This is a genomic window from Dorea sp. 210702-DFI.3.125 (assembly GCF_020560945.1).
Lineage (GTDB): Bacteria > Bacillota > Clostridia > Lachnospirales > Lachnospiraceae > Dorea > Dorea formicigenerans.
On record NZ_JAJCNF010000006.1, the window covers coordinates 72,606 to 86,287 of the forward strand.

Below are 13,682 nucleotides of genomic sequence, written 5' to 3' on the forward strand. Positions count from 1 at the left end.
AGCGGAAGGCTTAGAGCCCTTCGCTGTATTTTTCTATCTTTTGTCTGACGCGTTCTGCTTCATCACCTTCAAGAGGTGTCGGACAGTAATCATTTTTATTACTGGAAGAAGACAGAGAACAAGGAATGATGTTAATGCTATCGTCATCGGCAACTTTACCGTCTGTGTCGATGGTAAAAGTCTGTTGGAAGATCATCGTATCCTTATCAGAAGGATTTTTATTTCCCCCAAAACAGAAGTTTCCCAGACTGTAGGCAATATATTTTCCATTATACTTTTCAATGCCTTCCAGTACATGTGGATGATGACCAATGACAAGGTCGGCTCCTTCATCGATGGCCAGATGTGCAAGTTTTTTCTGGGTAGCATTTGGTGTGTATTCTTTTTCAATTCCCCAGTGGAAATTAACGATAATAATCTGTGCCCCTGCATCTTTTAAGGCCTGGATATTTTCTTTGATTTGCGTTGCTTTCTGCTCATGCTCGGCAAGTTCATAGATGCCGGTAAGTCCGACTTTGATACCTTTTACATCCACCACAACGACATTTTCATAGCCAAATGTAGCAATGCCTGCGTTTGACAGATTTTCGATGGTATCCTCCTGGCTTTTTGTGCCGTAGTCTTTGCTGTGGTTGTTTGCAATATTGGCGGCTTCCACAGAACTTCCGGTTAAAATGTCAGTGTATTTGGCAGGCCCTTTAAATGCAAAGGTTTTATCAGCCCGGCTCGTCTCTTCGGTCAGTGTTCCCTCAAAGTTTACAACAGACAAATCATCAGCTTCTAAGATAGAACGGACATTTTTAAAGAAATAGTCTGCGCCATATTCGTTGTAGTAGGCATTAAAGCTGGTGGACTGATCAAAACCCTCATCAGTTCCAAGTGTGCAGTCCCCCATAGAACTTATAGTGATGGTGGTAGGTCCCTTTGAGGAACTGCCTTTCTTTTTCTTGCCAGAGTTATTGTCTGTATTAATGACAAGTTCTTGCGTTTTTACAGCAGATGTGTCAATTTTTTCTTTGGAAGAGGAAGTGTCCTTACTTTTGGCTGTCTGCTTCGGGGAAGTCTTAACGGCTTCTTTTGTGTCAGTATGTTTATGCAACAGATGACTGATGCCATATATTGTGCCAAATAGAATCAGACAGACTGTACATAACATGCATCCAAGCAGCATGGCACGTTTCCTTTTTCTGCGTCTGAGTCGTCTGCGTCTGGCTTCCATCTGACGTCTTTTTGATGCTTTGATTCCTGAATTGTTATCACTCATAGTATTTTTGTTACCTTTTCATTCGTTTTAGAAAATGTGCATAAAAACAGACAGTCCATCTTAAGATAGACTGTCCGCTTGTTTCATTGTTTGATCCATTTAATTTAAAAGAGTGCAGCCATCCAAATCAATGTCCTTTAATTCTGCTTTTTCTGCGCTGATACTTACATAAAAATTGATACCGCATTCCTTGGAGAGTTTTTTCAGACGGTCAATAAATCCTGGAATATTTTCAATGGAAATATCTGCGTGTTTTAAAATACCATCGATAAAAATGCACTCAATATCGTGGTTGGAGCTATACATTCCATATAAGAAACCAATGTACTCATCGGTATTCGTAATAGATGGAAAATCATCCATACAAATTGTACGGATATCAAATGCAACACTTGCGGTATCGCGATGAGTCTTTTTGATAAAAACGACATTACCTTTACATTCTTTCGCCTGCTTATTTGCCTGCTCGATCATTTGTTGTGTTTTTCCGCTGCCTTTAGGGCCAGTTAATAAATTTACCATGGCAAACTCTCCTTTATGTATAATATTATACCGGGCATATCCGGTATCGAATAGTTGATGTTTATATTATACACTAAAGTACAGACAGTAACAACCTGAAAAAAGAAGTTTTTAGACGATTCCATGAGAATTTTTGAATAATCTTAGAATAAGCATGACAGTTAAAGATAGCATAGGAAAAATGTAAAACTGCCAGAGATATATGGGTTTTATATAGATATATAGATAAATCCAATTTGACGAAGCGCTTATAAGCGTAGGATAATATAAAGATAGAAAGATGGGGGATTTATAACTATTGGAGGAATTTATGGAAAAAATAACAAGAGAAGAGCTATTAAAAGCGAAGATTCCGGGAGAAGAGACGGGAATTCAAGTGAAGACAGGATTCTGTGGATTTTGTGGTGGAGACTGCCTTTTAGATTTTTATATAAAAGACGGAAAAATCATAAAAACAGAAGGCAATTGTACACTTCCGGGAGCAAATGGACGTGTGTGCGTGAAAGGTGCTGCGATAAAACAGGCACTTTACAATCCAGATCGGATCCTATATCCGATGAAACGTGTCGGAAAACGTGGAGAAGGAAAGTTTGAACGGATTAGCTGGAAAGAAGCACTTGATACGATTGCAGAAAAGATGCAATCAGTAAAAGAGGCTTACGGTCCGGAACAGACGATGGTCTATGTAGGACATCCGAAGTGGTTCAGACCACAGATAACAGAATTTGTAAATAAATATGGAACACCAAATTATGGAACCGAGTCCAGTACATGTGCTTATGCACTTATGATGGCCAATCAATGTAATTTTGGACAAAATATTATGCTGATTCCACCAGATTTTGGACGGTGCCGGACTTTGGTCGTATGGGGCGTGAATCCTTTATACAGTAATTCTGTCAAAGGCGGTGCCGGATTTTTACATGCAGTTGACCGGGGTGCGAAAGTGATTGTTGTTGATCCAAAGTGTACACCGACTACAGAATATGCACAGTTACATCTTCGTCCGATTCCAGGAACAGATGGCGCACTGGCACTGGGCATGGCAAGAGTAATCATCACAGAAAATCTGCATGATTGTGAATATATTGAAAAGTATACTTATGGATATGAAGAATATAGAGATTATGTTATGGATTTTACTCCTGAAAAAGTTGAAGAGATTACAGGAGTTCCGAAAAGCGATATGATAAGGACTGCCAGAATGATTGCAGCAGAGGGACCGACTTCCATTATGTTATCGGCATCACCAGTCGTACATAATATAAATGGTGTGCAAAATGGACGGGCAATCGGACTATTGATGGCGCTTACTGGTAATTTTGGGATTCCGGGAGGGTTTGCAGGTCCGGGACCTGCAAGAGCTGTGCTGAAAGATTCTTTCATGGGTACAAAAAAAGACCGCGAGCATCCAGAAAAAGGAGTAAATTATGGAGAGTTTCCAGCGTGGGACAAATTAACTTCCGTAGAGCTGCAGGTAGAACATATTGCAGATTTTCTCCTTGGAAATGGCAAATATCCAATCCGTAATCTCATTTCCTTTGGAATGAACCATCATATGTGGCCAAGACCGGACCGGATCGAAGAGGGAATGAAACAGGTGGAATTTTTCTCCTGTGCAGATGTATATATGAATGATACATGTAAATATGCAGATATCCTGCTTCCGGTTGCTGTTACACAGGAACGGGAGCAGGTTGAACTGCTGGGACCACAGATGGTCTATTATCAGCCAAAAGTCGTGGAGAACCAGGGAGAAACAAAGAATGATATGGAAATTCTTTTAGAGCTTGCAAAGCGGCTTGGATTTACACTTGGCAATCCAACGTATCGTACTTATGAAGAATATCTGGAAGATCGGTTAAGCCCGACAGGACTTACATTGGACGAGTTAAAAGAACATGGTATGATGCCGGCAAAACATATTATGCCAGCCAGAACAACAGAGGATATCATGAAGGTTCATACGCCTACCGGAAAGATTGAGTTCGTATCTACGATTCTTAAAGCCTGTAAGAAAGAGTGGCATGAAGGAGTTCCGGCATATCATGATTTCCGGGAAACATTGCCGATGAAAGAGTATCCGCTTATATTAAGTACCGGAAGCAGAAAACCGCAGTTATTTCATTCCAGGACCTATCGGCTGCCATGGCTGGTAAATCTGGAGGATTGTCCGATTGTAGAATTACATCCGGAAGATGCCGAAAATTACAGCGTGAAAACAGGAGAGATGGTCACACTTGAGACTCCGGTCGGACAGATGGATATGGAGGCAGTGGTGAATTCTTCTTGCCTCCAAGGTGCTGTAAATGTATATCATGGTGCCGGGAATTACGACATTAATCTTTTGATCGATGACCAGTACATTGATCCGATATCAGGATTTCCGGGATTCAAATCTTATTGTTGCAGAATTGTGAAAAAGGGGGCATAATAATGAGCAGAGTAGAATGTGATAAAGCACGGTGTTCCGGGTGTCTGGCCTGTATAGTTGCCTGCCTGGACCAACATTATGATGAGGCTGACGGATACGCAGTTCCAGCGAGAATATATGAGATGCAAAAAAGCGGGGACAGTGATCTCGAAATATATGTGACAAGGAGCTGTCTGCATTGCGAGGAGGCAGCCTGTTTAAAAGTCTGTCGTTATGGAGCTCTAAAAAGAGACGAAAGAGGTTTTGTAATACCAGTCAGAGAGAATTGCAAAGGGTGTAAGCTGTGTCTGAAAGCCTGTCCTTATGATGTGCCAAGATTTGATTCTGAACATAAAATTGTCAAATGTGACGGTTGCTCTGTGAGGGTAGCAATGGGATTGGAACCTGCATGTGTAAGGGCTTGTAACACAGGGGCGTTAAAGCTTGTATAATAGATGAAGGAAATAATATAAAAGGTAGAGAGATGAATATAATAAAGAAATTAGAAGACAGCATTTGGGCAAAAGTGATTCTTGCGGTAGTTGTAGTAGTCATTGCATTTGCAGCCAGATCCATGCTTGAGAACAAGCATGAGGAGAGCAAGATTGACAAGCAGACAGCAGGAAAGACAATACGTGAGACGAGTTATGCAGAGACAGTTCCGGAAGATGATCCTATTCTGAATGTGTTTAAAAATGCTTATCCGACAGCGGAAGTATTACTTGCCTGTAGAGAAGATGTGACAGATGATGGGCTGGATGATCTTGTTGTAATCTGTAAAATGGAAGAAGGTAACCGGACAATTGTTGTAACAGATAAAGGAGATAGTACGAATTATGATTTTTCAGATCCGATACCTGCACCGGTAGAGAATCAGAAAATTCAGTTTAAGAACATTGATAAAGAAGGAGAAATCGAGATTATTATTACTGGAGAAAAAAAAGGAGCCGTAGGTTATGCCATCTATCGTATGATAGACGGCCAACCGGTGGATCTTTTTGGAGAGGGAATGGAGGACTGCTGCTAAATGCAGAACTTGTAACCTTTTCCCCAGACAGTACAGATATGAGTTGGATGAGAAGGATCTTCTTCCAGCTTATCCCTTAGCTTTTTGATGTATACGAGGATGGTACTGTCATCGCAATTATCACTTCTCCAGACTTTGGAGAACAGCTCCTGTTTGGAAAAGATGTACTCTGGATTTTCAATAAAGAGATAGAGAAGGGAGAATTCCTTAGAAGTAAGGGATATCTCCTTTCCGTTTTTCAGTACAGTCTGAGAATCCATCCGCAGTGCGAAAGGACCTTTTTTTACTTCGGTAATCACCTCATCGGAGCTTGAAACATACTGATTCGTGCGCCGGACCATGGCACGGATCTTAGACACCAGTACAGTTTTGCTGAACGGTTTTGTAATGTAATCATCGGCACCAAGTTCCAGACCTTTGACCTGAGCCGAGTCCTCACCACGTCCACTTAAGAGGATGACCGGAGTATAGTTCTGACTGCTGCGGATCACCTTTAAAATGGAAAACCCGTCCTGATCCGGCATAATGATATCCAGTAAGATTAAGTCAAATGTATTGGCTTTCAGGATATCAAGTGCAAGTGTGCCGTTATCTGCACAGGTGACAGCGATATGTTCCTGTTTAAGGGTCATACTGACTGCTTTTAAAATGGAAGGTTCATCATCTATAATAAGAACCGAGATATCTGGCATTTTGTAAATACCTGCCTTTCTGTTATTGTAATCATGAAAAAACATATTAACATAAAGCTATTATATCTATGAAAAAATTTAAAGTCAACCATAAGGGAATGAGAAGAAATAATGAATAGGAAAAGAAAAGAATTGATTATTTCAGTGACCGGAGTGTTGCTGTTGCTGTTAAGCGCAGTATTCTGTTATCAAACTGTACGAGATGCAATCATTGATAATGAAAAAGAAAGTATTCAGAATATTGCAGAAGTCAGTTCGCATAGCTTAAAAGCGACTTTTCAAGGGAAAAGTAATCTCGTATATGCTGCATTATCTGGGGATATGGCAAGCGAAGAGAGTATAGAAGCAAGTTTATTGAAGATTGGAGAAAAGGGGAAATATATCCGTCTGGATCAAGTTAGTCAATTGCAAGACTGGGAAGCAGATTCCTGCGAGGAGGCAGGAAAAAATCCAGGACACGTTATTGCAGGACCAATAAGGAAAACATATAGCGGAGGATATGTACTTTATCTGACAAAAGCAGTCTATATGAACCGCAGCATTGCGGGATATGTTCAGATTGAATTGAATCTGGATGAGATTTATGAAGGAGAACAGGATCTTTCTAATCTTAATGTGGGTAATCAGGGATACTGTATTGTAAAAGATATTGATGGTACAACAGTCATGGCAGATGCAAGAAATGAAAAAGAAGAAATCTCATTTTCAAGTAAAGATGTATCCGGCTGTGAAGTTGTATGGTCTTATGAAGTAGAAGGCGGCTCGCCAAAGAAGACTCAGAAACTTGTGGCATACAATACCGTTGATTTCAATGGGGTTCAATTCGTGCTTTGCGTGGTGGAAGATTACAGGGATATTACTGCACCGATTGTGAAGATTGCTTTTTATTTGGCATTATTTGGTGTGCTGATTTTGATCTGGGTTGGAATTTTCGGATATCGGATTTTAAAGCAGCAAAAAGAAGAAGAGAAGCTTAAGATAGCACTGGCACATGAAAAAGAACTCAATGAGGCAAATGAAGCAATGAAGAATCAGGAAAGTCTGATGCAGAAATATAATCATTCGAAAACGATGACATTTCTAACAGGAGCGTTGGCACATGAGTTTAATAATCTTATGACTCCGATTGTGCTATATAGTGAACTATTATCAGATAATGACACAGTCGTGCAAGAGATGCCGGAAGAGGTCTATGAATTAAACATGTCAGCAAAAAGATGTGAAGAACTGGCAAAACAGCTTTTGGATTATAGCAGACAGGGAAGAGCAGAGAGAGTATTGTCAGAGTATAATGCCACATTTGCCGTGGAGAGCAGTGTTAGTATTGTAAGCAGGCTGATTCCGGAGAATATTAAATTTGAGACATCTGTATGCAGTACATCTTATTATATAAAAGGTCAGGTGGGAGCGCTGAATCAGATCATACTGAATCTGGTAACGAATGCTATCCATGCAATCGGAGATAAAAAAGGACGCATAAAACTTCAGTTTGGATTAAGTATAGATGATGGCCAGATGGTAAGGCTTGTGGTAGAAGATAATGGCTGTGGTATTCCAAAAGACCTTCGAAAGCATGTGTTTGAACCGTTTTTTACAACGAAAAAAGATGGGAAAGGAACCGGAATTGGACTGACTGTAGTGAAACGTATGGTAGAAGAACACGGAGGATGGATACAGGTGCAGAGTGAAGAGGAAAAAGGAACAACATTTATTATGAATTTTCCAAGAGTAGACGATTCTGAATAATAGTTTATTACTTAAAAGGAGCAGCCACAATTGCGGCTGCTCTTTCGTAAATACTTGTTTAAAGAATATCTTATTCATATGCCTGACGATCTTTCAGGTCTTTATTTAAATAAGATGTAGCTGTCTTGGAGATATCTACTGCTTCATCATCGGAGATATCATCAATCTTCTTAGCTTCGTTGTACCAGTCTTCGAATGTCATACCAAGTGGGAACTTGTCATCAACGTTCTTCTTGATAAATTCATCAAAATCATCAACACCAGCATCTTTTGAAATATCTGTTGTCATGAATTTACTTACGTCACTGACACGAGGAATCTCTTCTTCCGGAATCTGTGGATACTGTGTATAATAGTTCTCAAAATTCTCAATGTTCTTCTCAGAGAAGTGCCATGTGATTGTACGTCCCTCAGCAACTGTCTTCATATAGATCGTACGAAGAGCAACATAAGGATCTACATCAAATCCATCTGCGAACATCATAGCTGCATTGTATGGATGTGTGTACATGTATTCAAGAGCCATCTCATGAGCGTACACAAGACGTCTTGCAAGCTCTGGGTGTTTCTCTTTGAAATCGTTAGACATAGCATAAATACAGCAAAGTCCCCATGTATCAGCAGTGGCGTCAGAGTCGACATTAGCTCCACCCCAGCCGATTCCCATAATATGACCAAATCCTTCGAATTCAGCGATGGATGCGTAAGGGTCACAGCATGTGAATGCATCAATCTGTCCGGCTTTCAGTGCGAACATGGCATCCTGTCCACCCATCGATACAATATTGTAGCTGGAAGCATCAGCCGGGATTCCCAGTTTTTCGGACCATGTCAGCCATTCAGGATTAATTTCAGGTTCTGCAGTCATAGAAATTGTTTTGCCGACTAACTGAGAAGGCTCTGTGATGTCATTGCTTACTACGAGGTAACGTGATCCGCCCATATGGTTCGCAGCAGCCATTGAGAATGGAGCACCCTGGTTTACTGCACGGATTGCACCTTCGATACCTGTGTATCCAACGTCCATAGCACCGCTTGTGAGTGCTTTTAATGTCTCACCGGATTTTGTTACATTTACATTCAGTCCTAAAGCTTTGTAAATACCAGCCTTTTCACCAATGATAGCGCCGACCATATGGTCGCAGTTGTTGTAACCCATTTCGATGGTGTAGTTCTTATCTTCATCGGATAATTCGCCAAAGTCGAATTTCTTGGCTGCTTCTTCTGGATCATATCCAGTTGCCTGTACATCTTTTGTTGCCTGACTATCTTTGCTGCTATCGTGACAAGCTGTTACGGTAGGAACAAGGAGAGCCATCACAAGAAGTACAGATACAAGTCTTTTTTTCATGTTCTTTTTCCTCCTGAAAAACAAATATTAATAATTGTTAATAATTATGTGATTATAATAGCAGACGTCTGATTAAATGAAAAGATATATAAAGGAATATTAATAATCTTGATAAAAATATACAGAATTATTGGAAATGTTAATAAAATATAGACAGGTTCGATAAGACTATGAGAACAATCAATTCGACATTTTGTAAAAAAAGATTTAAAATATAGTTACAATTTTAAGTATGACATGAGGAAAAGAGGAAAAAGATAATAATGAGATTGGATTACATAAGAAGTTTTATTAATGTCGTCAACTGTAAGAGCTTTTCTGTTGCTGCGAAAAAAGCATTTGTCTCACAGCCGACGATCAGTACTCACATCAAGCAACTGGAAGCGGAATTGGGAGTCCAGCTTTTGGTCAGATCAACAAAAGATGTGATATTGTCAGAAGAGGGAGTTCTGTTTTATCCATATGCAGTCAGGCTTCTTGAGACAGAAAATGAGGCGCTGGCACATTTGAATAAGACGGAAGCAAAGGTAAAAGGAACTGTAACGATCGCTGCTTCATCAGTTCCGGGAAATTATATTCTTCCTGGAATTTTGAAACAGACAAGACTTAAGTATCCCGAGATTGATTATCGTATGCTGGAAGGAGACAGCAGTCAGGTGATCCAGTCGGTTTTAAGATTTGAAGCAGATCTTGGAATAGGAAGTATCCGTACCAATCATGAGAAATGTATGTGTATGCCGCTTCTAAAAGATCAGATTGTACTTGCAACACCGAATACAGAAGAATATCGGAGTCTGAATGGGGTATTTCCGCTTGATAAGCTGAAGAGAGAGACATTTGTTATGCGGGAATCAGGAAGCGGAACAAAGCTTGCGTATGAAAGTATTGAGAAAGCACTGAATCTGCATGCAAAGCCGTTGAAGATAGCCATGCAGGCAGAATCTTCTGATCTGGTCCGGAGAAGTGTAGAAGAAGGAATGGGAGTTGCATTTGTAAGCAGTCTTGCAATTCAGGATTCTCTGGCATTGGGGAAATTATTGAAGTTTGAATTTCCGAATGTGAATACAGAGAGACAGATTTATCTTTTGTATCACAAAGACCGGATTATGACCCTTCCTATTACAAGTGCGATCAAATCTATCAGGCAGCAATGCCAGAAGATTTCAGGATAATACTTTAATATGATTATCTCTTATAATAAAAAAATCCTGCTCCCCCTGCAGGGTTTACCATAATTAAGAATGTATAAAAAGAAAGAAGCGTATTTCAGTTGATAGAAATACGCTTCTTTCTTCTTATATAAATGTAAAAAACATTCAAGAATTTGATGCCTGTAGTTTATTCCACATTTGAAATTCTGGCATCAGATAGATAACAGGCAATCTGGTGTCCATGCCTTTTGATGTTATCTATTGAGCTCTCCATCTGAGAAGTACTTTCTCAGCGAGAACCATAATTGTATCGATCAGGAATCCGATAAGACCTGCGATGATCATGTAAGCAATGACCTTCTCAGTCTGCATCTTACCCTGAGCTTCCACCATACAGTAGCCGAATCCGGCACTGGTCGCAATGAACTCCGCTCATATAACGGACATCCAGCCAAGTCCGATTGCAAGTCTCACACCAGTCATAACACCTGGAAGAGATCCCGGAAGGACGATGTCTTTTATGATATTCAGTGTATTTGCACCCATCGAGCGGGCTGCGTTGTAAAAGTCTTTGCTGATATCCTGCACTCCTGAAATCGTATTCAGAATAATTGTAAATACACCACTGAACGCAATCAGGAAGATTGTAGGTCCGTCTCCAATTCCGAACCATACAATTGCAAGAGGAACCCACGCCATGATCGGTACCTGTCTTAAAGAGTTCATAAATGGTGACAGAGCTCTTAAGATCTTAGGTGAATACCCCATGATCATTCCAAGCGGAAGTCCGATGATAAATGCATAGAGTGCTCCGGTCATTACTCGGCGCATCGTAATTCCAAGATTGCGAAGTACATACATATCTGATAAAGAATAGATGACTTCTTTGACTACATCTTCAAAATAAGGAAAGATAAAAGGTTTTGCTACAACGTGTGCAGCTACCGTCCAAATTCCGCAGATGATGATCAGTGCGATTAGTGCGGCGAAGTTACGGTTCTTTCCCCCCAGCTTCCGCCAGCGATTACGATCGGCATTGTTGGTTGCAGCCTGCATTCGATTGATCTGTTGATTCGCTTCATTATTGTTCCCCAAAATCTGTCTGCCTCCTTTCTTCGTCTATTTATTAACTTTTTTTTATAAAATACAGTAGAATCATACCAAAAACTGCAAATATTAAATATATTTATTAAGGAATAAAATATTGCGTTTTGTTTATATTTATATTTTTAATAAACGAACAAAAAAATTTGGTTTACATATATAATAACAACGTATATTTGGAGGAAAAATGGGAGGAAAGTTATGGAAAAGCCATCAATTGAATACATTAGTGCCTGTGCTTGATGCGAAGTATTTGAAGGCTTGGTTCAAGCCTTGGAGAAGGAGTATGAAGGCAAAGTCCATGTAAAGATTTACAAAGCGGGGAAAGACTTTGACTATATTCCGAAATACGGTGCAGTTACAAAAAGCATGGTAGTAATTAATGAAAAGAAAGCAGTCACAAAGCTGACGAAACCAGCGATACGAAAAGCATTTGAGGAGGCATTAAAGACATGTTAGCTGAATTTGGGGGATTTTTGGAGAAGATTATAGTATCTACATGGAACATGCTGAACAGTTCTTCTCCCTGGATTATTTTTAGTTTTCTGGTTGCCGGATTATTACACGAATTTCTGAAGCCGGAAAAGATTCAGAAGACAGCCATTGGTTCCGGAAAGATCAGCGGTGTATTCTGGACAACCATATCAGGAATGTTTATTCCAATCTGCAGTTGTGGAACAATTCCACTTGGAATCAGTATGTATTACAGCGGGGCTTATCTTGGACCAACGCTGGCATTCATGACCAGCACGCCGATGATTAATCCGATTGCATTACTTCTGGCATATGGTCTTCTTGGAAAAGAGATTGCTACGATTTATCTGATTACAGGATTCGTGGCACCGATGGTCATCGGTATGATAGCCAATAAGTTTGCCGGAAATGAATTACATATTGGTTTGAGGAATAAGGAAATAAAACAGACCACATTAGAGACTGATGAAGATGAGGAAGACGACTCTGTAAGTCCGGAGCCATTGATTCAGCTTGAGTTTGAGGAGCCGGGCTTTTGGGACAAGATTAAATCCGGAATGCGCTGGTCCTTTACAGAATTAAGTGTAACAATCTGTAAATATACCGTATCAGGAATGCTAATCGCGGGGCTGATATTCAATGTCGTACCGCAGTCATTTATTCAGGATTATCTTGGACAGCCTGGATTTGTATCACTACTTGGAATTACCGTGATTGCTGCACTTATGTATGTATGTGCAGTGGGACATATTCCGTTTATTGCGGCACTTGTTGCCAGCGGAGCGGCACCTGGAGTTGCAATTACATTTTTAATGGCAGGTGCAGGAACGAATATTCCGGAACTTCTGACAATCAGCAAAATGATCGGGAAACGTGCTATGATCATGTACTTTGCGATGGTTGTTATAATTTCTAATATAGTTGGATATTTGACAAATCGCCTTTTGATGCCGGGATTTACGCCAGTGCTGGATTATAACCAGACACAGCACACGATTTCGTATGCAAATAAGATGATTATTAGTTTCCCGGACTGGGCACAGCATATCAGCAGTGTGATTCTGATCTGCTATGCAATATATGCACTGTATAAATATATCAAAGGCAAGACTACAAATAAGGCAGCGGTATAGATGAAAATTGATAGAGTGATAGGTATCATTGGCGGAGTATTTATACTGGCAGGTATTGGCGCGGCACTGTTTCTGCCCGCGGAGAAGAAATGGAATAAAGATGCAGATATCCGTGTAGGATCCGGAGCAGATATATCCGGTGTGCTCATGGAGGAGACATTACAGGAAATAAATAAGAAATATAAAGTTTCCACTTCCACGGAGAGTTCATCTTTTCAGGACTGTTGCAGCAATACTGCTCAGTGGGCGCTCAACGCCAAAGAGATTAATATAGGCTTTTATTGCCCGCATATTGCAAAACATACTATTGAAAATAATGAAGATGTGGAAATCTACGGTCCAGTTCTCATGAATGGAGAGACTATTGTTCATAAAAAAGACTGGGCAGATGTAAAAAATGTAGGAATTACGCAGGGCAGACAGCAGGAAAAAGCACTTGCAAAGGCTGCATATCCTCAGATTGAAGAATTTGATGAGATTACACAGAAAGGTATTCTGTATGCCATGGAAGATGAGCAGGTAGATGCGGCAGTTCTGGATATTACAAAGGCGGCAGAAGTCAGCGATATTCCGACGATGCCTCTTTCAGATAACGACTACATTTCTTATGTATTGATCGTAGATAAGGAATTTGAACAGACGGAAGCATTTCGTAATTTTATAGAAAGCTATAATAAAGCAGTTGAAAAATTGAATGACCCGTTTTACCTGGCTGAAAAATTAAAGGTAAGTAAAGAATGGGTCGAAGAGAAACAGATAAAATTTTTACCATTGGAAGCAAAAAACTAGAGAAGGAGTCGAAGAA

At 40.1% G+C, this 13,682-nt stretch carries 13 protein-coding genes; 8 read left to right on the forward strand and 5 right to left on the reverse strand.

The genetic code is table 11. The features are described 5' to 3' along the window. Positions 1-10: 10 nt before the first annotated feature. Entirely contained in the window at positions 11-1,264 is a 1,254-nt protein-coding gene (locus tag LI164_RS04705; RefSeq protein ID WP_227086799.1) for a CapA family protein, read from the reverse strand. A 99-nt stretch (positions 1,265-1,363) separates the two neighbouring features. After that, positions 1,364-1,786: a hypothetical protein gene (locus tag LI164_RS04710; RefSeq protein WP_227086800.1), complete on the reverse strand. Its 423-nt coding sequence runs from the start codon at positions 1,784-1,786 to the stop codon at positions 1,364-1,366. A gap of 310 nt (positions 1,787-2,096) precedes the next feature. Here LI164_RS04710 and LI164_RS04715 point away from each other — a divergent pair, with 310 nt between their 5' ends. The 3 genes from LI164_RS04715 to saoC are packed head-to-tail and all read left to right on the forward strand — an operon-like array spanning position 2,097 to position 5,226. Then, on the forward strand, positions 2,097-4,220 hold the full coding sequence (locus LI164_RS04715) for a molybdopterin-dependent oxidoreductase (protein WP_227086801.1): 2,124 nt from the start codon (positions 2,097-2,099) through the stop codon (positions 4,218-4,220). Between the two features lie 2 nt (positions 4,221-4,222). Then, positions 4,223-4,651, forward strand: a complete 429-nt coding sequence (locus tag LI164_RS04720) for a 4Fe-4S dicluster domain-containing protein (RefSeq protein ID WP_147567565.1) — start codon at positions 4,223-4,225, stop codon at positions 4,649-4,651. A gap of 32 nt (positions 4,652-4,683) precedes the next feature. Beyond that, positions 4,684-5,226: a Cys-Cys-COOH (seleno)protein SaoC gene (gene saoC, locus LI164_RS04725; protein WP_117657485.1), complete on the forward strand. Its 543-nt coding sequence runs from the start codon at positions 4,684-4,686 to the stop codon at positions 5,224-5,226. Here saoC and LI164_RS04730 read toward each other — a convergent pair. Beyond that, complete coding sequence (locus tag LI164_RS04730) at positions 5,223-5,918, reverse strand: response regulator transcription factor (protein WP_005338783.1); 696 nt, start codon at positions 5,916-5,918, stop codon at positions 5,223-5,225. The genes saoC and LI164_RS04730 overlap by 4 nt on opposite strands. A gap of 111 nt (positions 5,919-6,029) precedes the next feature. Between LI164_RS04730 and LI164_RS04735 the strand changes: the two genes are divergently transcribed. Continuing rightward, a complete protein-coding gene (locus tag LI164_RS04735; protein ID WP_227086802.1) occupies positions 6,030-7,664 on the forward strand; it encodes a sensor histidine kinase in 1,635 nt (544 codons plus the stop codon). Positions 7,665-7,734: 70 nt separating this feature from the next. Here LI164_RS04735 and saoX read toward each other — a convergent pair whose 3' ends face one another. Further along, complete coding sequence (saoX, locus tag LI164_RS04740) at positions 7,735-9,015, reverse strand: ABC transporter substrate-binding subunit SaoX (protein WP_117606494.1); 1,281 nt, start codon at positions 9,013-9,015, stop codon at positions 7,735-7,737. Between the two features lie 263 nt (positions 9,016-9,278). Here saoX and LI164_RS04745 point away from each other — a divergent pair, with 263 nt between their 5' ends. Beyond that, complete coding sequence (locus LI164_RS04745) at positions 9,279-10,187, forward strand: selenium metabolism-associated LysR family transcriptional regulator (RefSeq protein WP_005334073.1); 909 nt, start codon at positions 9,279-9,281, stop codon at positions 10,185-10,187. A 237-nt stretch (positions 10,188-10,424) separates the two neighbouring features. Here LI164_RS04745 and saoP read toward each other — a convergent pair whose 3' ends face one another. Next, positions 10,425-11,222, reverse strand: coding sequence for an ABC transporter permease subunit SaoP (gene saoP, locus LI164_RS04755; RefSeq protein WP_252200397.1), 798 nt, complete (start codon positions 11,220-11,222; stop codon positions 10,425-10,427). A 249-nt stretch (positions 11,223-11,471) separates the two neighbouring features. On the opposite strand from saoP, the gene saoT reads away from it, so the two are divergent. From saoT to saoB, 3 genes are read left to right on the forward strand one after another with little or no spacing between them, the layout of a single operon-like run. Then, a complete protein-coding gene (saoT, locus tag LI164_RS04760; RefSeq protein WP_252200387.1) occupies positions 11,472-11,729 on the forward strand; it encodes a thioredoxin-like (seleno)protein SaoT in 258 nt (85 codons plus the stop codon). Further along, positions 11,723-12,877 (forward strand): efflux transporter SaoE, encoded by a 1,155-nt coding sequence (saoE, locus tag LI164_RS04765; RefSeq protein ID WP_005334062.1) that lies wholly within the window; start codon positions 11,723-11,725, stop codon positions 12,875-12,877. The genes saoT and saoE overlap by 7 nt, the downstream gene beginning before the upstream one ends. Further along, entirely contained in the window at positions 12,878-13,666 is a 789-nt protein-coding gene (gene saoB, locus LI164_RS04770) for an ABC transporter substrate-binding (seleno)protein SaoB (protein WP_005334056.1), read from the forward strand. Positions 13,667-13,682: the final 16 nt, after the last annotated feature.